Here is a 19,234-nt window from a genome sequence, read left to right on the forward strand (position 1 = left end):
AGCTAATAAATAACATGCATACAACTTCCGGTCGCTGGCGCTTGGGCTTAGCATTATCGTTAGTGACCGTTTTTTTGTGGGGAATTCTACCGATCGCCTTGGTTGTAACTCTGAAAGTACTTGATGTCTACACCATTATTTGGTTTCGCTTTTTGGTATCGTTTGTGTTGTTAGCTGTTTATTTAGGATGGCAAAGAAAATTACCACCGCTTTTAAGATTGCGTTCCACTTCTTGGATATTACTAGTAATTGCCACTCTTGGCTTAGCAGCGAACTATATTTTTTTCACCCAAGGTTTAGCACTGACTACACCCGCTAACGCTGAAGTTATTATTCAGTTGGCTCCCCTACTTATGGGTTTTGGTGGTTTATTTCTTTTTAGAGAACGCTATACTCTACTTCAGTGGATTGGTGTAGGGATTCTTATTGTAGGATTCACTCTCTTTTTTCACGAACAATTAAAAAATTTAGTGACGGCTCATGGTCAATATCTTGTAGGTAGTGGTTTGATTGTTTTTGGTGCAGCCACTTGGACTTTTTATGCTTTGGCACAAAAGCAGTTGTTGCAATCTTTATCTTCTTTTAGCATCATGCTCATGATTTATGGAGGATGTGCTTTGTTATTCACTCCATTTGCTAACCCAAAAGCAATTTTTCAACTCAATTTTTTTCATTTGGGCTTATTACTTTTTTGTGGTTTGAATACTCTCATCGCTTATGGTGCTTTTGCTGAATCTTTAGAACATTTGGAAGCTTCACGTGTTAGTGCAGTTTCGGCATTAGCTCCTATTGTTACTTTAATATCAGTTTGGATTGTATCAGTCATAATGCCAACTGTCATTTTACCGGAAAACATTTCCGCTCTCGGAATCATAGGAGCCGTTTTAGTTGTCACAGGTTCGGTTACTATTGCTTTAGGAAAAACTCGTTAACCTAAACTTACTCCCTTCGATGCTCTAAAATTATCTCTGACAAAGCGTTGCGTATTTTCTCTGCGTTCTGGTGCGCCCACCGCGAAGAGTGCGGGAGGAACATCCACACCGCACTCTTCGCGCCTTGTGCGGTTAACAAATCGGTATTTTTCGGATGTTTTGAGAGTCTCTCTTATAGCATTGCCAGATAGATTAGGACATGAACTAATGAGAAAATACGCACACAACGAGACAATCACACACTTGTTCCCTGTTCCCTGTTCCCTGTTCCCTGTTCCCTGTTCCCTCTTAAATTCACAATTCATATGCAAGGTTTCCTCAATCTCAACAAACCATTGGATTGGACTTCCCACGACTGTGTAGCCAAAACACGCAAATTTTTGCGTCTCAAACGAGTCGGGCACGCAGGAACTTTAGATCCTGCAGCAACAGGAGTGTTACCCATCGCTCTTGGAAAAGCAACTCGTCTATTACAATATCTTCCAGGAGAAAAAGCTTACAAAGCCACAATTCGTTTGGGTGTGCGTACAACAACCGATGATTTGCAAGGTGAAGTCATCACCTCACAACCTTGCACTGGGTTAAGTTTAGAAACAGTTAAATCTGCATTGCAACAATTTGTGGGCAAAATTGAACAAATTCCTCCAATTTACAGCGCCATTCAAGTTCAAGGGAAACGCTTGTACGACTTGGCACGCAAAGGGGAAGATGTAGAAGTACCTGCGCGGATAGTGGAGGTTTTTAAAATTGAAATTTTGGACTGGCGAGAACAGGAGTTTCCGGAAGTGGATGTGGCGATCGCCTGTGGTGGGGGAACATATATTCGGGCGATCGCCCGTGACTTAGGAACAATCTTACAAACTGGTGGAACTCTCGCTGCTTTAACACGAACACAAAGCAGTGGATTTCACCTTGCTAATAGCATCACCTTGACTGATTTAGAAGCACAGCTGCAAGCTGGCACATTTCAACCCCTTGCTCCTGATGCACCACTACAGCATCTTCCTTTCATCACCCTACCACCAACATCAGCACATAAATGGTGTCAAGGTCAACGTATTCCTATAACTTTCAATGTTTTAGAAAATTCACTACAGCTTTTACGAGCTTACCATGAAGATGGGCACTTTTTAGGAATAGGTAAACTCGTCAATTCAGAGAAAGACAAGCTACTCATTCCTGAAATGGTATTCGAGCCTATTTAAATTATTCATCTTTCTGATAGGATTGCGCTACTAAAAGCCATTTATGGAGTAACTCTTTATAGATTGCAAGTAAATTTTTGAATGAATTTGTGGCGTCTATGTGTGCTTTTAGAGCCTTTTCGTATACTGCGGCGACTCCAGTATTTGGATCTTTTGAAGTTTTTATGGCTGTAAGATGTTGTGAACAACGTGCATAGTGCTCTAACATTTTCTCGTATTCTTCAATAAACTGATTGTATTCTTCAGAGCTTTTATCCATAACTTTCCAATATATTACATTTTTGCCCCTTAAACATATCTACTTTTGGATAAATGTCATATTAAGTTTCTCTGTAAATGGCGCTACATTCTTCCCGTTATGATCATTCTTGGGCTGTAGCCTGGAGATGAATTTTACCAGGCTCAGTCTCCAGTTCTATCCTATTCCCAAGTTGACATATTTCGTAGCACATCAGGTATTTGAAAACGTCAATTTTTTGTAGAATTCTAACTCCCCAGTAGATTATTTTTTTTTCAGGGTGCAAAACAAGCGTAGCTTGTTTTGCACCTTTAATGTCTATACTTTGGAATGAATTTCATATTAAGTTTTTCTGTAAAGGTTGCTACATTCTTCTTGTTTACAGACTCAGCCTGAAAATGAATTTTCACCAGGCTCAGCCTCCAGTTCTATCTATTCCCAAGTGGAAACATCTCGCAGCACATCAGGAATTGCCCCTTGAGATAGAGGAAACTCCAGCACAGTTTCTTTTAATCCTAAGTATCCAGATTCAGCGAAGGATAACAGCATCCGCGTCAATGCGAACCAAACCTCAGGCTCATATTCCCAATCCCCATAACGCGACGCTCTACCAGCGATTGAACGCAACGCCCAAAAATAACTATTCCTCACCACGGAACCGCCTTTTTTATACTCTGGCACATCCTCGTGGTGAAGAAAAAGCACATCGTTTTCAATTTTTGCTCTCATAACTGGACATTTTAACCTAAATGGGAAAGTGTGAACATCGTTCTTATTAGGGGCAATTTAGCAAAATCACGGTTATGGTTGGGATTGAGTCGAGGTAAGCGACGTGTAGCACTTCGGCTATAGTTTATGTGAATTAAACATCATTTGAGTATAGGAATCCGGTTTGATTTATGAATTGACTCGTGGAGGTAGGGAACGCTTAACGCTTAACAGGGAATAGGGAATAGAAAGTGTACGGAGTTTTTTAAGCGCAGAGCGCAGGCTATGCCAACAAAAATCAAATATGAGTCCTATATTCTGTTGCTTGTACTACTGACAATCTTTTTAATAGTTTATCCAACTATAATCTCAATTAAAGTCAATAAGTTGGAGCAAGTCGTAAAGAGCGCAAATAGCGCAAACTAACAAACCACTTTCTGCTGATCAAGATATGAAAGAGATACTAAATAGAATTGAAACATGGTTTAATGAACATCTGCCGAAAGTGTTGGCGGATTTGAACCCTGGAGCGACTGAAAGCGAAATTGAATCTTTAGAAAATCAAATAGGAATTCAGCTACCAATGTCATTTAGAGAATTTTATAAGTGGCATAATGGTCAGCAGGGTAAGACTACCGGACTTTTTTATGGTCTTGAATTTCTTTCTTTGGAAGGAATATTTGAGCAGTGGAAAGCATGGTCAGACATAATTGATGAAGATGAGACAATAAATGAGGACATTGGCGGGAAATCTCATATACCTGGAAAAGTAAAAGAAATATATATCAACAAGAAGTGGATTCCATTTGCTTACGATTCGGCTGGAAACCACATAGGCATAGATTTTGACCCAGCAGAGAGGGGTAGAGTGGGGCAAGTTATAAATTTTGGTAGACATGAGGACGTTAAATTTGTTTTAGCAGATGATTTTGAGTCATTTCTAAATTGGTTTATGACTCAGCTTGAATCAGGAAACTATATAGTTGATAGCGAAGGTTCTGGGAATTTTAATACTATGAAACCTGAGACACAGCATTTCCTTGATTCTGTGAAACTTATTTATCAATCACATCTTTGAAATGTCTACTCACATCTTGCACCAAGAAAGATTCATGGTATTTAGTAACTCAGTATTCAAAAAAAATTTTTATTGAGTGAGAAAAACCAATAAAAATCATGTAGCTTTATCGCATATCTTTTTAGGTTGTACGGTTTTCTACGGATAGGTGCAAGATATGAGCTAAATATTAGCTGTTAAACCTAAGCGAAAAGTAAATCCAGGGCTATAGATACGATTGACTCGCTCGTATTGTTCATCGAGTAAATTCTCTAAATAAACTGTCAACCCTAAATTTTTCGTCACAGGAACGCGAGCGCTAAAATCTAAATTAAAGAAAGAAGGCGAAAAATCTGTAGCTGTCTCTCCAACTCTTGTGTATATGGCTCGACGAGCGCCACCATAGTAAGTAGCATATAAATTAGCTTGCCAGCCTGCAATTTCATAACCAATACCAGCAGAAGCAACAGAGTAGGGAATTAAACCCAGCTGTAACCCTTTTTCTGGTCCTGTTTGTATTTTCGCATCTGTGTAAGTGTAATTGACAAAAGTTGACCATCCAGAACCAATGTTCCACCGTAGCGCCGCCTCTAAACCATTTGTGTCAACTAACCCAATATTTGCCCATTTTCCTTCTACGACTCCTAAGCGATCATCTAAACTACTGCCGAAATAAGTAAACTGTCCTATTAAATTTTCCAACAGTTTGACATCAACTCCCGCAGTCCAAGATGAGCCAGTTTCTGGTTTTAAATCACGGTTAGGTAGCCATCCATGTACCGTATCATAAACATACAACTGATCCAAACCTGGATTGCGTTGTCCTCCTGCCCAACTTCCTCGCACAGCTAAAGCAGGAGAAATATCATATTTAAATCCCACGCTTGGGTTGAAATAATTACCAAATTTGCTATCAAAGCTTTGTCTCAACCCCAAATCTACCTGAAGTTTATCGGTGATATTCAAAGTATTAACAGCAAATAATGCGGTATTTAGTAAACTTTCGTTTTCATTTTCATTTAAAGCGACTCGGTTAGGAACTGTACTCAACACATCACCAGTTAAATCTGTGTTTTGTAAATCTAATCCCCAGCGCAATTTATAATTTGGGGTGAGTTGCCACGCATGGTCTATCCTAGCTGTATATAATTGTGTATCTAAAGTTCCTGTACGATAAAATTGGCTGCTAGGACCATAAGTGTTGAAGTAATCTTGGTTATAACCTAGTGTTGTTGTCACAACAGAACTGTTATCATTACTAAGGCGAGTTTTCCAAGCAAAACCAATATTTAAACCATCATGATCTAATCGGTCTCTTTGTAAAGGAAAGCCAAAATAAATTAATCCCTTACGACTGCTAAGTGTAGTTACATCTAAACTAAGAGTATTTCTATTATCTACATCAAAAGCAAGATGACCAAAATATGTGCTGTTAGCTGTATCTGCATTAAAGAAATACCCTCGGGCATCACGATTTGCTGCACCAACAGGAACGCGGTAACGGTTATCAAGAAAAGACCTTTCAAAGCTGAAATTATATCTTAAAGAGCCAGTTGAACCTGCATAGCTTAATTGTTGATTATTAAAATTCAAATCCCCAAATTCAGCTGTAGCATTGAAGCGAGGAACCGTACTACCTTCTTTGGTGATGATATTAACAACTCCTCCAAAAGCTGAGGAGCCGTAGAGAGTAGAAGCTGCACCACTATACAACTCTACTCGTTCAATAGCTTCTACAGGAATACTATTTAAATCTGTTGCACCATGATATGTGTTGACATTAGAGTTAATAGATCTGCCATTAATGAGAAATACAGATTGGTTAATCGAGGCTCCGCGATAGTATGTACCTGTGTGAATATCTGCACCATGACCTGAGTCATTGATAGCAAATCCAGGTAATTTTTTCAACACATCAGATACACTTGTCGCACCTTGTTTTTGGATTTCTTCTTTTTCAATCACATATGTCGGAGTAGACTGAGGAAGGTCATCTTTCTTCCCTGTCACATCTATAATAATTGCGCCCTCATTTTCAACTGTGGGTTTTGACTCGTTTGTTGTGGAATTTGGTTCTGGATTTCCAGTTGTTTGTGGTTTTTTAGATGGAATTGGTGTTTGAGTTAGTAATTCTGCACTTCTATATGGTTTTTCTATCTCATTCAAGTATGGGATTTCTGATGTCTTTTTTATAGAAGTCTTTTTTGACTCTAAATTATTTTCTTGTGCAAATGTGACAGGAGCTAAAGCAAAGTTAATTAATATAACTTGATAAATCAGGAAACTAAATTTCATTTTATACCTCACAGCACCCAACTTTGACCAAACTTTAGTAGCAGTTGTGTCAACTTACGATTAGTCAGACAACTTGTCAAAAGACAAGCTGTCAAACTTCGTCTCTGGTGTGGAAAGTGAGGAAGCAGTGCGTTGCAGCGAGGCAGTGCTTGGCTAGGTTTCCCGTAGATTCCGATTGTAGCAAGTGCCGTTCCATTTTAATTGACTTCGCCTATTATCTATCCTGAGACTTACAGTCCTAGGCGGACGACAGCCAAGTCACATAATAATATGTAATAACTTTGACATTTGTTTTACCAGATGCAAGATGTAAGGTGTGGGATAGACTTTTGTGCAGCAGATCTATCTGCCACAGATTTGAGAGGATCAAACCTCTACACTAAAATTAAGAAGGTTTATACGTCCAGTTCGGAAAAATCTGGACGTATAAGCATGTTTCTATGAGCTAAGCAAAACTGTTTTCCAAGACTTTAGCTGAATTGTTTAGAATTTAGCTGTATCCGTGATAACCAATTGAGTAAACTACTCCAACTTACTCAACGCGAGTGCGTGTCGCAAAGCGACTCAGATGTGTCGTACGCGTAGTTGATGTGGTGGACTACTAGAACATAGACAGAGGAGTAAATTATTATAGATAATGTTAGAGCGGTTCGGGAGTAACCACTTTCAAAGGAGGTACATTTATTTACTGGTATAACGGTAAATTAATTGAGTCTCGAACTCTAGAATTAGAAATTGACGATCCTGGGTTACTCTACGGAGCAACTGTTTTCACGACACTGCGAGTTTACAATAACTCGCTCGATAGTAGATTAACTCACTGGCGCTCACATTGCGATCGCCTAAAATTTAGTTTACAAACCTTTGGTTGGCAAACACCAGATGAGGAGCGATTGCGTCAAGGAGCAGAAATTATGATGACGCACTTCCCTGTTCTCAGAATCGCCATATTTCCTAATGGACGTGAGTGGATAACGGGAAGATTGCTGCCAAATAACTTGACAGAAAACCAGAAAAATGGTTTAATAGCAACTTTAGCAGTTCCTGAGTTTGCTCGCAGTTTACCGTCTCATAAAACAGGTAACTACCTCAGCGCATGGTTAGCAAAAGCTAGCGCTCAAAAATTAGATGCCCAAGAAGTTATTTTGGTAGATACTGCGGGAAATTGGCTAGAAACAAGTACGGGTAACCTCTGGGGGTGGCGAGATGGTTGTTGGTGGACGCCACCCTTAACAGCAGAAATCTTGCCGGGAGTCGTGCGAGGAGAACTTGTAGACTGGCTTTTGAAAAAGCAGCACCAAGTTCCTGAGGAACCTTGGACACCAGAGTTAGTCAAGGGGTTTGAGGCAATTGCCTACAGCAACAGTGTTGTAGAAATTATCCCGCTTCGCACGGTTATCTGGCATTCAGGAAAGCTAGAATATAATCCCCACCATCCCTGTTTTAAAGAACTGCAAATATTTTTTTAGCATTGTAGGTGCAAAATTTGTTATACGTTAAGATAAGTTAACATAATTCTAAGAAAAGCCTATCTTTACTAAATGCGTCTCGCTGTCTTACCCTTCGGGTTCGCAGTCGCCTACGGAGGAGCCAGTGCGGTCTTGGGGTCTCCCCAAGTGGAGCATCTGGCGTTGGAAACCCTCCTGCAGCGCTGTCTCACTTGAACCCTCCTAGTAGGCATGGACAAGAGCAGGATGTGGACATTAAAAAATTAGGGCTTTTTTATGAAAATGAGCGCAAGCTTTATTTTCACTCTTAGTCGAACTGTCAAACAGACACCCAAGCGATAAGCGGAGCTTAAAGCCTATGACTAACGTCACCCTAGTCCCTAAGAGGGACGCTGCGCAAACGCTATCGGCTTATCGCACAAAACCAGATGTAGGAGGATGAACCTCGGTGAATAACAAACGATGGAGAAATGCGGGGCTGTATGCACTGCTGTTTATTGTAGTGATTGCGCTAGGAACAGCGTTTTTTGACCAAAAACAACCAAGTCGGGAGACATGGCGATACAGTCAGTTTATTCAAGAAGTTCAAAATCGTAAAGTAAACAAAGTTAGTTTAAGTGCAGATAGATCTACAGCTCTTGTGACGCCTACAGATGGTACCAAGAAGCTGGTGACTCTGGTTAACGACCCTGACCTTATTAACACCCTTACCCAAAACGGTGTAGATATTAGTGTTTTGCCGCAAAACGACGAAGGATTTTGGTTTAAGGCACTCAGCAGCTTATTTTTCCCTGTATTACTTTTAGTTGGTTTGTTTTTCTTGCTCCGCCGCGCTCAAAATGGTCCTGGTAGCCAAGCGATGAACTTTGGTAAGTCCAAAGCCAGAGTGCAAATGGAACCACAAACCCAAGTCACATTTAACGATGTTGCTGGTATTGACCAAGCGAAGCTAGAACTCAACGAAGTTGTAGACTTTTTGAAAAACGCTGATCGCTTCACGGCTGTTGGTGCAAAAATTCCCAAAGGCGTACTGTTGGTTGGACCTCCAGGAACTGGTAAAACTCTGCTCGCGCGTGCAGTCGCAGGTGAAGCTGGTGTCCCCTTCTTCTCCATCTCTGGTTCTGAGTTTGTGGAAATGTTCGTGGGTGTTGGCGCATCCCGTGTCCGCGACTTGTTCGAGCAAGCAAAGACAAATGCCCCCTGTATCGTCTTCATCGATGAAATTGACGCAGTCGGTCGTCAGCGGGGTGCTGGTTTAGGCGGTGGTAACGATGAACGGGAACAAACCCTCAACCAGTTACTCACAGAAATGGACGGCTTTGAAGGTAACACAGGTATTATCATCATTGCTGCTACCAACCGTCCCGACGTTCTAGATGCAGCGCTGTTGCGTCCCGGTCGCTTCGACCGTCAAGTCGTTGTAGATCGCCCAGATTATGGTGGACGTGTGGAAATTCTCAAAGTTCATGCCCGTGGTAAGACCTTGGCAAAAGATGTGGACTTAGAAAGAATTGCCCGTCGTACTCCTGGGTTCACAGGTGCAGACCTTTCCAACTTGCTTAATGAAGCTGCGATTTTGGCTGCACGTCGAAATTTAACCGAAATTTCGATGGATGAAATTAACGATGCGATCGACCGCGTGTTAGCAGGTCCAGAGAAAAAAGACCGAGTTATGAGCGAAAAACGCAAAGAACTCGTAGCATATCACGAAGCAGGTCACGCCCTTGTCGGTGCTTTGATGCCAGATTATGACCCCGTGCAGAAGATTAGCATTATTCCTCGTGGTAGAGCTGGTGGTTTAACTTGGTTTACCCCCAGTGAAGACCGGATGGACACTGGCTTATACAGCCGTTCTTATCTGGAAAATCAGATGGCTGTTGCATTAGGTGGTCGTCTTGCTGAAGAAATCATCTTTGGTGACGAAGAAGTGACCACAGGTGCGGCTCAAGACTTGCAACAAGTTGCTCGTGTCGCCCGTCAGATGGTAACACGCTTTGGAATGAGCGATCGCCTCGGTCCAGTTGCCCTTGGTCGTCAGCAAGGTAACATGTTCCTCGGTCGAGATATCATGGCAGAACGCGACTTCTCAGAAGAAACTGCTGCTGCTATTGATGAAGAAGTCCGCATACTGGTAGAAACAGCTTACCAACGCTCCAAAGAAGTGTTGGAAAATAACCGCCACATTCTTGACCAAATCGCGCAAATGCTGGTTGATAAGGAAACTGTGGACGCTGAGGAATTGCAAGAACTACTGGCAAACAACGATGTGAAAACTGCAACGTTTGCTTAAAAGGTGAGGAGTTAAGAGTGAGGAATGAATACAAAACTTTTCTATCCTCATTCTTGACTTGTAATATTCAGGGTAATTTTGGATTTTTCCAAAGTTGCCCTGATTTTTTTGGCAAATCTTGCTTATGAACATTGTTAACCACCAATGAAACTACCATTACTTGATTCCGAAATCATCGACCGTATTATCGAAATGGCATGGGAAGACCGGACTCCTTTTGAGGCAATTGAAAAACAATTCGGTTTGCAAGAAAAGCAAGTCATTGCCCTCATGCGCCGTGAAATGAAAGCATCCAGCTTTCGGATGTGGCGCGAACGTGTTACCGGACGCAAAAGCAAGCATTTAGAAAAGCGAGAATTCGTCGCAGGTCGGTTTAAATCAGCTAATCAAAAGACTTGATTCAAACTCTCATTATTAAAAGAGTTTAGATTAATACGCTGCATATCAGCTCTCAATACGGTTCGGTTAAGGGTAGTTCGCATGCGTATAAACCCGGTTTCGCAGAAGTTACGGGGTTTCTGTTAGGGTGCTTATCCGAACCGTATTGTATCAACTCTTCCTTTCTTCGTATATCTCTAGGCAAGGTACAAAGCGTCAATATCGGGCAAAGGTAGGAAGTGAATTTTGCAACAATGCGTCATGATACATAGGATACTTTAATAAAATACTTTGCGAAAGCATTGGCTAGCCCACTCTAATAGTTAGTAGTAACTGGAGGTCGGAAATATGACGCCTAATGAGAATAACAACTCAACACCTATTGAGAAAGACGATCTAGTTGGACTAAATCGCGATATAGACGAGAATTTGAAAGAAGGTTTAGTAGGAAAGGTTGAAGAATGCGATCAAGATGGGTTTGAAGTTAAGTTTCCTCTTCCAGGAGACAAGGATTTGTCTGCCAAACTGCCAAGGGAAGATATAGACTTTCTGGTGGGAACCAAGCAGCTTGAAAATGAAAATAAAAGTTAATTAGTTTCATCTTCGAGGGCAGAGGGATACTCTGCCCTAAAAAAATTGCTAATGTAGCTGACAAAAGAAGTAAAAACTTGTTGGAGGCAAAGCAATGAAAGCAGATGAACTATTGGCACAATACGCCGCAGGTAAAAGAGATTTTACTGAAGTAAACCTGAGCGAAGCATTCTTGGAAGGAGCTGATCTGAGTGGAGTTATTTTAGACAGAGCCATTCTCGATGGAGCTGATTTAAGCAGGGTTAATCTCAGTCAAGCAAGCTTAATTGAAGCAGACTTAAATGGAGCCAATCTAAATCAGGCAAATCTCACACAAGCTAATTTGAATGGAGCTATTCTAGATGGAGCTATTCTAGAAGGAGCAATTTTGGACGGTGCCAATTTGAGTGAAGCTGATTTGACGATCGCAAAGTTAATTAATACCAACTTGCGCGAAGCCGATCTACAAGAAGCTAACCTCAATGCAGTTTCTCTAACTGAAGCAGATCTCAGTCATGCTGACTTAGCTAAAGCAGATTTAAGCCAAGCAGATCTCAAGAATGCAGAACTCCATGAAGCGAATTTAAACCAAACCAACTTGGATGATGCAAATCTAGAAGGAACAATCCTGGATGAAGATAAAGCCTAACTTTTGGTAAGAAACTTTTAGGAGATTTTCTCAGTCAGAATCTCCAAACTCTTCCAACACTCCCCCATGTCTGAATCTGCCCAAGGCATTCCAGGATTACCCGATTTAACGCATCCTAGCGAACTGATGCAATTTGGAACGCATCTACTTAAAGGTTCACTGTTATTAGTATTTCTGGTTTTCGCTTTGGGAATTGCAATTGCTTTGTTGAGCTTTGCCCTACGTCAAAATCAACAACAGCAAGAGATTTTGATTGGAGAGTGGGCAGTTAGTTACTCTCAACTATTGCGGGGATTACAGCATTTAACCCTCGTGTTAGTTTTGCTGGTGGGAGGGTTTTTTCTTTGTTCAACTTTGAGCAATCGTTACCATCATTGGGAACAGGCAAAGGTGGCTCAAGTTGCCGAGAGTGTCGCTGGTGAAAGGTTAGAACAAATAGCGCCTCAAATACGATACATGACTGAAGAGCCATATGCATACACCACTCAAGTGAATGGCAAGATAGTCAAGGTAAATGAAAAACGAAAGATTAGCCGTTTCTTAACATTAAGTGGATCGCAAATTCAAGTTAAGATTGACCAAAGCCCAGATGTTCGAGGTCGTCGGGCAATTTATAAAATAGACTACACTGCTGACTATAAAGTTGTTAACCAACTCAAAGATATTAATAGTTTTTTCTTTGAAGCATCACCACTCATTGGTTACTCCTTATTGCAAAGTTATAAAGTAGAGCGTGACGGTACTAGACTTCCACAAACAAATCCTGGTGACTATAGCTTTCCTTTTCAACTACAACCGGGACAAGAAACGAGTCTAAGAGTCACTTATAAAGCACAAGGATCACCACGCTGGGTTTATAGCTCAAATGGGCAGTTGCTTTCTAACTTCCGTCTGCTAGCCATCGCCAACTTCCCTGGAGCAGATTTTGCCAGCGGTATCATACCCAATGAGATAAAAAATGACAGACAAGGAACTCAATTTACTTGGCTCTTTGACGATAATGTTTCAGTCAAGAACCCATTTGGAGTATACACCTACACCGACCCTGTTCGTCACACTGGTGTCCTGCCGCGACTGCTATTGCTAGCACCGACAATATTTTTCTGGTGGATATTGCTGCTGTATTTATCACTACCCATGAGCTTGACAAATGTGGCAATTGCAGGTAGTGTTTTCTTTGCTTGTTTGCTGAGTTTGACTTATCTCAGTCGCTTCATAAATCCTCAGCTAGGTTGGACTCTGATTTCACTTGTCTTACTAGCATTGACATGGGGTTTAGGGTCAAAAAATCGCAGTGTTTCTCTAGCTGCCCTGATCTGTACAATTGCTGGCACTGTGCTCCCTGTCTTTGGATTATTAGTACCATTTAGCGGTCTTACTCTTAGCCTTGCAGGCTTGCTTTCAGTCATCTGGCTTGCAGTTCGTCACTGGTATGGCTTATATAGATTAGAACTAGAAGACCGTAGATAATGAGGTCTTTTCCATTGCATGCACTTTTTTGATTTGTCATATCAAGTAACTGGAATTTAAACTAAAGCATGAAAAATGACTCAGCACCGCTGAGTTGTATAAAAAAGTAAGGTAAAAAGCAAAGCTTAGAAATTACGTGACTTTTGAGCGTCGAAACTTGGGAATTTTTGTACCTTTTTTAACGACAGGGTATGGGATTCTACGTTTGCCGGGTTAACTTTGTTTGCAACCTGGAGAAATTCCTTTGAGTTTTGGGAGGTTGGGTAGGTGTACCAATCACCCTATTGAGCCAGCAAATTGATCAAAAAAATAGTTCACAGTTGGAAAACTTATGCTTTTATGGATAATGCTGTCTTCGTGAAGCGTACAATAGTACTAACAAAGTTTATATGAGACTTAATTGTAACTCTTACTACGAAACAAAATTTGGTGCTACTTATTTGGGAAACAGCCTGGAATTAATGGCAGGTATTCCCGATGACAGTATCGACCTAATTTGTACATCTCCACCATTCGCACTTGTTCGTAAAAAAGAATACGGAAATGTTGACGCCGACGAATATGTCGAATGGTTTAAAAATTTTGCAAAACAATTTCACCGTATTCTAAAACCAACAGGCTCACTGTTTATTGATATTGGTGGCAGTTGGATTAAGGGGATGCCAGTTCGCTCTCTTTACCATTTTGAATTAGTTGTTGCTCTGTGCAAACCGAAAGAAAAAGGCGGAATAGGGTTTTATCTGGCACAAGAATTATATTGGTATAATCCAGCTAAACTTCCCACCCCGGCTGAATGGGTAACAGTTCGCAGGGAAAGAGTTAAAGATTCGGTAAATACAATTTGGTGGCTGTCAAAAGAACCACATCCTAAAGCTAACAATAGAAGGGTTTTAAAGCCTTATAGCGATGCGATGAAAAACCTGATTAAGAATGGATACAAGCCCAAAGTTAGACCATCGGGTCATGATATTTCCGATAAATTTGGGAACGACAGAGGAGGGGCTATCCCCCCGAATATTATTGATGGACGTTGCAGTACAGATAAAGAAGAAATAGGGCAACCGACTCTTATACAAGAAATTTTATTTGAAGATTTAGTCCAGCCTGTAAATGTGATTTCTGCATCGAATACTGCTTCTAAGGATTATTATCAACGGCGTTGCAAAGAAGAAGGTTTGAAGCCACACCCGGCAAGATTCCCTCAAGCATTACCAGAGTTTGTCATCAACCTTTGTACAGAACCGGGCGATATTGTTTTAGAACCTTTCGCGGGTTCTAACATGACAGGTCGAGTTGCAGAAACCTTACAAAGACGCTGGTTGGCTTTTGAGATTGATGAAGACTACATCAAAAGCTCAAAATTGAGATTTGAACAAAATGCTCCTTGAGAAGTTGGTTGTCCCTGGCAGGTGTTTTTGAACGGGAATACAAAATAAACTGGGATGTTGTTTGCGATATTCTAGGCATTAAGAAAGATTTTATCGACGAGCTTTATACCCTGACTCCCCGACAAAAATATTTTCTGCTGAGTCTGCTTAACCTTGATGTGAAAGAACTTACACCAGCCAATAAAGTTGCCCAACATACCAGGAGTGTTTATGAACTGGAGTTTAGACTAAAAGCAGGCGATCGCTGTGCGGTTGCACGGGGTGTTGTAAGTATAAAAAAAAGTCAGGGACAATCGAACTACAAAAAAAACCTAACCCAGATTTAATTCGGGTCAGGTTTTGAGTGCTTGATGTTAATGCCGAATTAATACTAAAAATTCTACTGAGGAATTACATGGGACTAAAGTCATGAGCTGATGTGACTTTATTACTAAATTTTAGGGGGTGATTGCTGAATCACCCCCTGTATGATCATTCTAGGATTCTTTAACAGTCCCACTCCTGTGGGGACAGATATTACTCAGCAATATTAACCAAACCTGGAACTTCTGAACTAGCCAGTGTTGGTGCGGTAAATATAAGGGAATATAAACTTGTTGGTTGCTGCTGTGCAACAACTGGTAGAACTTGACGAGCATGAGTTGCGACTTGCATAGTCTTCACGTCGTATGTTTGCATCGCCACCTTAGGATAGAAGCCGATACCGATGATGGGAAGTATCAAACAAGCAGTGATGAACAGTTCGCGTGGTTTAACATCTAGTACCACTGCATCCAGCACTAACTCTTCATTTTGCTGACCGTAGAAGACTTCGCGCAACATTGAGAGTAAATAAATCGGAGTCAGAATCACACCAACAGCTGAGAGTAGCACGACGACAACCTTGAAGCTAGAGCTGTAGACATCGCTTGTGGCAATTCCGAGAAAAACCATCAACTCACCGACAAACCCACTCATCCCTGGTAACGCCAGAGAAGCCATTGCAGCCGTAGTGAATAGAGCAAAGGTTTTGGGCATGACTTTTGCTATGCCACCCATTTTGTCCATCATTAAGGTGTGAGTGCGCTCGTAAGTCACGCCAGAGAGGAAGAACAAACTTGCAGCAATCAAACCATGAGAAATCATCTGTAGCATTGCGCCGCTGATACCCAACTCTGTATAGGAAGCAATACCAATCAGGACAAACCCCATGTGAGCAACAGACGAATAAGCCAAGCGCCGCTTAAGATTCGTTTGAGCAAAGGCACAGCAAGCACCGTAGACAATGTTTACGACACCTAAAATTGCTAGCACTGGAGCGAAGTAAACATGAGCGTTGGGTAACATCTCCACGTTGATGCGGATAAGTGCATAACCACCCATCTTCAACAAAACACCAGCCAAAATCATCGAACCAGGTGCTGGGGCTTCACCGTGAGCATCAGGTAACCAGGTGTGCAGCGGGAAAATCGGCAGCTTGACACCAAAAGCAATCAAGAAACACACATAAACTAGAAGTTCAAATGCTTTGGGATATTCCTTCATTCCCAAAGTTGCCATGTCGAAGGTAACGCTGTCTCCAGAGAATGCCATTGCAAAGCCCGCTACCAAGATAAATATTGATGCAGCAGCAGTGTAGAGAATGAATTTGGTAGCTGCATAGCGGCGCTTTTCTCCTCCCCAGATAGAAATCAGCAAGTACACAGGTACCAACTCGATTTCCCACATCAAGAAGAACAACAGTAAATCCTGGGCAACAAAGACGCCAATTTGGGCGCTGTACATCACCAGCATGAGAGCATAAAACAAACGCGGCTTGGTAGTTACTTTCCAAGCCGCGAATACTGCGAGTGTGTTAATCAAGCCTGTTAACAATATCAATGGCATCGATAACCCATCAACCGCTACAGACCAATTCAAACCTATTTGAGGAATCCAAGAATATTTTTCAACCAGTTGGAATGCAGAGCTTTGAAAATCGTAGTTATGCCAAAAAGCATAAATCATCAGGGCAAAGTCTGTAAAGGCGACTCCCAAACCATACCAGCGGAGAGTTGTGCCTTCTTTATCTGGGATTAGGGGGATGGCTGTAGCAGCCACTATCGGCAATAAAATTATGGTTGTTAACCAAGGAAAATCAAACATATTCTATCAGGTGACAATCACTTTACGTTTTTATTTTAATTACATTATATTAAGTTGTTCATACTTTTGTGAACGTCATTTCTCTATCAAAACCAAATCTTTAGATTTCATTAGTAACAAATACTTATTTTTGGAAGCAAATCCATTCTAATTGTAAAGTTTTGCTAAGTCAACAAAAAAGGTGGCAACAGCCACCGTCACAATTTGTTATGTTAACTCTGCCCTAGGAGGGTTCTGTGGGAAAGACAGGGAGCCGGGAGCAGGGAGCAGGGAGCCGGGAGCAGGGAGCCGGGAGCCGGGAATAGAGAACAGGGAAGAAGGGGGATGGTGTTTGTTTGATTCGTTGCGAGTGTGTAACGGTGCTAGTTAAAGGCTCAGTACTTAAATAAAAAGACAGAGATAGTTACTTATAACTATCTGATAAATACGGTTGACATATCAGCAAAAGTTTCAGAGTGTAAAATTTAATTTATAGTTTGGAATTTTGAATTGATTTGTGCCCCTTGAGTATCAACACAGAGCGATCGCACCTCTGGTTTTATTCCCTCCTCCATCCAAGCTGCTGTCATCGCTTGCGCCACAGCTTGAGAATGCGCCTTATCCGTCAAAGCCAACAATGTTGGACCAGCACCACTAATCACCATCCCATAAGCACCAGCTTCAACAGCAGCAGAATACACCGCATCGTAACCTCGAATCAATGCTTTTCGATAAGGCTGATGCAACCTATCCTGCAAAGCAGCCCTCAACCAATCACCCTTACCAGTTTCCAAACCACGCAACAACAACCCCAGATGCGCCGCATTAAAAATCGCATCCGCACGACTCACCTCAGTAGGCAAAACCTGGCGCGCCTCCTTCGTTGAAAGCTCAAAATCTGGAATCGCCACCACTGGCACAATCTCCTCACACCAAGGAACCTCACAAACCTCCCACTCTCTGTGCTCTCTGTGCCTCTGCGGTTCACCTTCTACCCCCGTCGCCGCCAACCGACACCCCCCCAACAAAGCTGGTACCACATTATCTGGATGTCCTTCTAGAGCGATCGCCAACTCCATCACTTCCAACTGGCTCAAAGGCTCCCCCTCCAACAAATTCGCACCAACCAACCCACCGACTATTGCTGTCGCCGAACTCCCCAAACCCCGCGCCAGTGGAACACCAAGATGAATCTCAATCTCTACAGGTGGCGGTGTCTGCTCTGTGTGTTGATAAAATTTCACAAACGCTTGATAGAGCAAATTACTTTCATCAGTGACAACTCGTTCAGCCTCCGCACCTGTGACAGTAATTTTCACTCCCTCAAGGTAAGGCGGTATATCAAGGCGAGTGAACTTAAACTCGTTGTACAGCGTTAGAGCCGCACCAATACAATCAAAACCTGGTCCTAAATTGGCAGTTGTGCCTGGAACAGTGATAGATACAGAAGAAAGAACAGACATTTGTCAGTAAAAACTAATTAATCAACCAGCATCTCATGTAACTGATTAATTTGCTCAGCAGTTATCTGAATCTCTTCTGTAACGTAATCCAATGTGTTGTTCTAAATACTTGAAAGCGTCTAGCCCTACTGCCCTAACTCCTGAATATTATTCATCACTTGTTGATAGAGTATTTTATTATTCTGTTTATCAAAGATTTCTGCTGCTCGCTGCAAGTCTTGCCTAGCTTTTTCTTTATCACCTAGCGCAGCATAGGCATTTCCTCGGTTATTGTATGCTGCGGCAAAATTAGGAGCAAGACGAATCGCTTCGTTGTAATCTGTGATTGCTCCCTCTATATCTTTTTGAGCACTGCGAGCATTACCTCGATTATTATAAGCAACAGCATATTGAGGATTGAGGCGAATCGCTTGGCTGTAATCCTTTACCGCCTGGTTTTTATCTTTATTTGTTGAAAAAGCATTACCTCGATTATTGTAAGCAACAGCATATTTAGGATTGAGGCGAATCGCTTGGCTGTAATCGTCTATCGCTCCGTCTCTGTCTCCTTGTGCGGCGCGAGCATTTCCTCGATTATTATAAGCTTGAGCATCGTTAGAATTTATGCTCAGCGCTTGGTTGTAATCTTCTATCGCCCCCTGCTGATCTCCTATATCAAAGCGAGCAAGTCCCCGACTGTTATATGCAGTTCCATAGTTGGGAGTGAGGTTAATTGCTTTGGTATAAGAAGCGATCGCCCCTTGTGAATCCCCTTTAATTTGCTGATACTGGCCTTCAATATAAAAGTCTTTAGATTGAGATGGTGTTGCTACAGGGCGTCCAATAGGACGAACTCCAATTTCTGTTACTAAAACATCGTCACTGTTACTACAGGAAACGGTTGTAAGGGCGACAAATGCGGTAAACGCAGCTATGCAGACAGCTTTCATTCTTTACCAGTCATCCTTTGAAGAAATATAGGGAACGCTTAACAGTGAACAGTAAACAGTGAACAGTAAACTGATAACTGATAACTGGTAACTGATAACTGATAACTGTTC

Annotated in this window: 18 protein-coding genes; 11 read left to right on the forward strand and 7 right to left on the reverse strand. The window is 41.7% G+C overall.

What is annotated here, in order from left to right; genetic code table 11:
• The first annotated feature begins 14 nt into the window (after positions 1-14).
• Entirely contained in the window at positions 15-932 is a 918-nt protein-coding gene (locus tag AC5590_RS06730; protein WP_211178281.1) for a DMT family transporter, read from the forward strand.
• Here AC5590_RS06730 and AC5590_RS06735 read toward each other — a convergent pair.
• A complete protein-coding gene (locus tag AC5590_RS06735; RefSeq protein ID WP_169263407.1) occupies positions 929-1,237 on the reverse strand; it encodes a hypothetical protein in 309 nt (102 codons plus the stop codon). The genes AC5590_RS06730 and AC5590_RS06735 overlap by 4 nt on opposite strands.
• Between AC5590_RS06735 and truB the strand changes: the two genes are divergently transcribed.
• Positions 1,238-2,137, forward strand: coding sequence for a tRNA pseudouridine(55) synthase TruB (truB, locus tag AC5590_RS06740; RefSeq protein ID WP_169263408.1), 900 nt, complete (start codon positions 1,238-1,240; stop codon positions 2,135-2,137).
• A 1-nt stretch (position 2,138) separates the two neighbouring features.
• Here truB and AC5590_RS06745 read toward each other — a convergent pair whose 3' ends face one another.
• Positions 2,139-2,396, reverse strand: coding sequence for a hypothetical protein (locus tag AC5590_RS06745; RefSeq protein ID WP_169263409.1), 258 nt, complete (start codon positions 2,394-2,396; stop codon positions 2,139-2,141).
• A gap of 411 nt (positions 2,397-2,807) precedes the next feature.
• Positions 2,808-3,104, reverse strand: a complete 297-nt coding sequence (locus AC5590_RS06750) for a hypothetical protein (RefSeq protein WP_169263410.1) — start codon at positions 3,102-3,104, stop codon at positions 2,808-2,810.
• 430 nt (positions 3,105-3,534) lie between these two features.
• Between AC5590_RS06750 and AC5590_RS06755 the strand changes: the two genes are divergently transcribed.
• Positions 3,535-4,161, forward strand: coding sequence for an SMI1/KNR4 family protein (locus AC5590_RS06755; RefSeq protein WP_169263411.1), 627 nt, complete (start codon positions 3,535-3,537; stop codon positions 4,159-4,161).
• A gap of 162 nt (positions 4,162-4,323) precedes the next feature.
• On the opposite strand, the gene AC5590_RS06760 is transcribed toward AC5590_RS06755, so the two are convergent.
• Positions 4,324-6,435, reverse strand: a complete 2,112-nt coding sequence (locus tag AC5590_RS06760; RefSeq protein ID WP_169263412.1) for a TonB-dependent receptor plug domain-containing protein — start codon at positions 6,433-6,435, stop codon at positions 4,324-4,326.
• A 683-nt stretch (positions 6,436-7,118) separates the two neighbouring features.
• Here AC5590_RS06760 and AC5590_RS06765 point away from each other — a divergent pair.
• The 8 genes from AC5590_RS06765 (at position 7,119) to AC5590_RS06800 (ending at position 14,954) form a co-directional block, all read left to right on the forward strand.
• Positions 7,119-7,904: an aminotransferase class IV gene (locus AC5590_RS06765; protein ID WP_169263448.1), complete on the forward strand. Its 786-nt coding sequence runs from the start codon at positions 7,119-7,121 to the stop codon at positions 7,902-7,904.
• A 427-nt stretch (positions 7,905-8,331) separates the two neighbouring features.
• Positions 8,332-10,173, forward strand: a complete 1,842-nt coding sequence (ftsH3, locus tag AC5590_RS06770; protein WP_169263413.1) for an ATP-dependent zinc metalloprotease FtsH3 — start codon at positions 8,332-8,334, stop codon at positions 10,171-10,173.
• Between the two features lie 144 nt (positions 10,174-10,317).
• A complete protein-coding gene (locus tag AC5590_RS06775) occupies positions 10,318-10,572 on the forward strand; it encodes a TIGR03643 family protein (protein ID WP_169263414.1) in 255 nt (84 codons plus the stop codon).
• 327 nt (positions 10,573-10,899) lie between these two features.
• Positions 10,900-11,142 (forward strand): hypothetical protein, encoded by a 243-nt coding sequence (locus AC5590_RS06780; protein WP_169263415.1) that lies wholly within the window; start codon positions 10,900-10,902, stop codon positions 11,140-11,142.
• Positions 11,143-11,236: 94 nt separating this feature from the next.
• Complete coding sequence (locus tag AC5590_RS06785) at positions 11,237-11,770, forward strand: pentapeptide repeat-containing protein (protein WP_169263416.1); 534 nt, start codon at positions 11,237-11,239, stop codon at positions 11,768-11,770.
• 66 nt (positions 11,771-11,836) lie between these two features.
• Entirely contained in the window at positions 11,837-13,240 is a 1,404-nt protein-coding gene (locus AC5590_RS06790) for a hypothetical protein (protein ID WP_169263417.1), read from the forward strand.
• 389 nt (positions 13,241-13,629) lie between these two features.
• Entirely contained in the window at positions 13,630-14,628 is a 999-nt protein-coding gene (locus tag AC5590_RS06795) for a DNA-methyltransferase (RefSeq protein ID WP_169263418.1), read from the forward strand.
• On the forward strand, positions 14,625-14,954 hold the full coding sequence (locus AC5590_RS06800) for a hypothetical protein (protein ID WP_169263419.1): 330 nt from the start codon (positions 14,625-14,627) through the stop codon (positions 14,952-14,954). The genes AC5590_RS06795 and AC5590_RS06800 overlap by 4 nt, the downstream gene beginning before the upstream one ends.
• 190 nt (positions 14,955-15,144) lie before the next feature.
• On the opposite strand, the gene AC5590_RS06805 is transcribed toward AC5590_RS06800, so the two are convergent.
• The 3 genes from AC5590_RS06805 to AC5590_RS06815 form a co-directional block, all read right to left on the reverse strand.
• Positions 15,145-16,752, reverse strand: coding sequence for an NAD(P)H-quinone oxidoreductase subunit 4 (locus AC5590_RS06805; protein ID WP_169263420.1), 1,608 nt, complete (start codon positions 16,750-16,752; stop codon positions 15,145-15,147).
• Positions 16,753-17,216: 464 nt separating this feature from the next.
• Positions 17,217-18,194 carry a homoserine kinase gene (thrB, locus tag AC5590_RS06810; RefSeq protein ID WP_169263421.1) on the reverse strand — a complete coding sequence of 326 codons (978 nt, stop codon included), beginning with the start codon at positions 18,192-18,194 and terminating at the stop codon, positions 17,217-17,219.
• Between the two features lie 125 nt (positions 18,195-18,319).
• On the reverse strand, positions 18,320-19,123 hold the full coding sequence (locus AC5590_RS06815; RefSeq protein WP_169263422.1) for a tetratricopeptide repeat protein: 804 nt from the start codon (positions 19,121-19,123) through the stop codon (positions 18,320-18,322).
• Positions 19,124-19,234: the final 111 nt, after the last annotated feature.

This window comes from Brasilonema octagenarum UFV-OR1 (assembly GCF_963888615.1).
Classification (GTDB): domain Bacteria; phylum Cyanobacteriota; class Cyanobacteriia; order Cyanobacteriales; family Nostocaceae; genus Brasilonema; species Brasilonema sennae.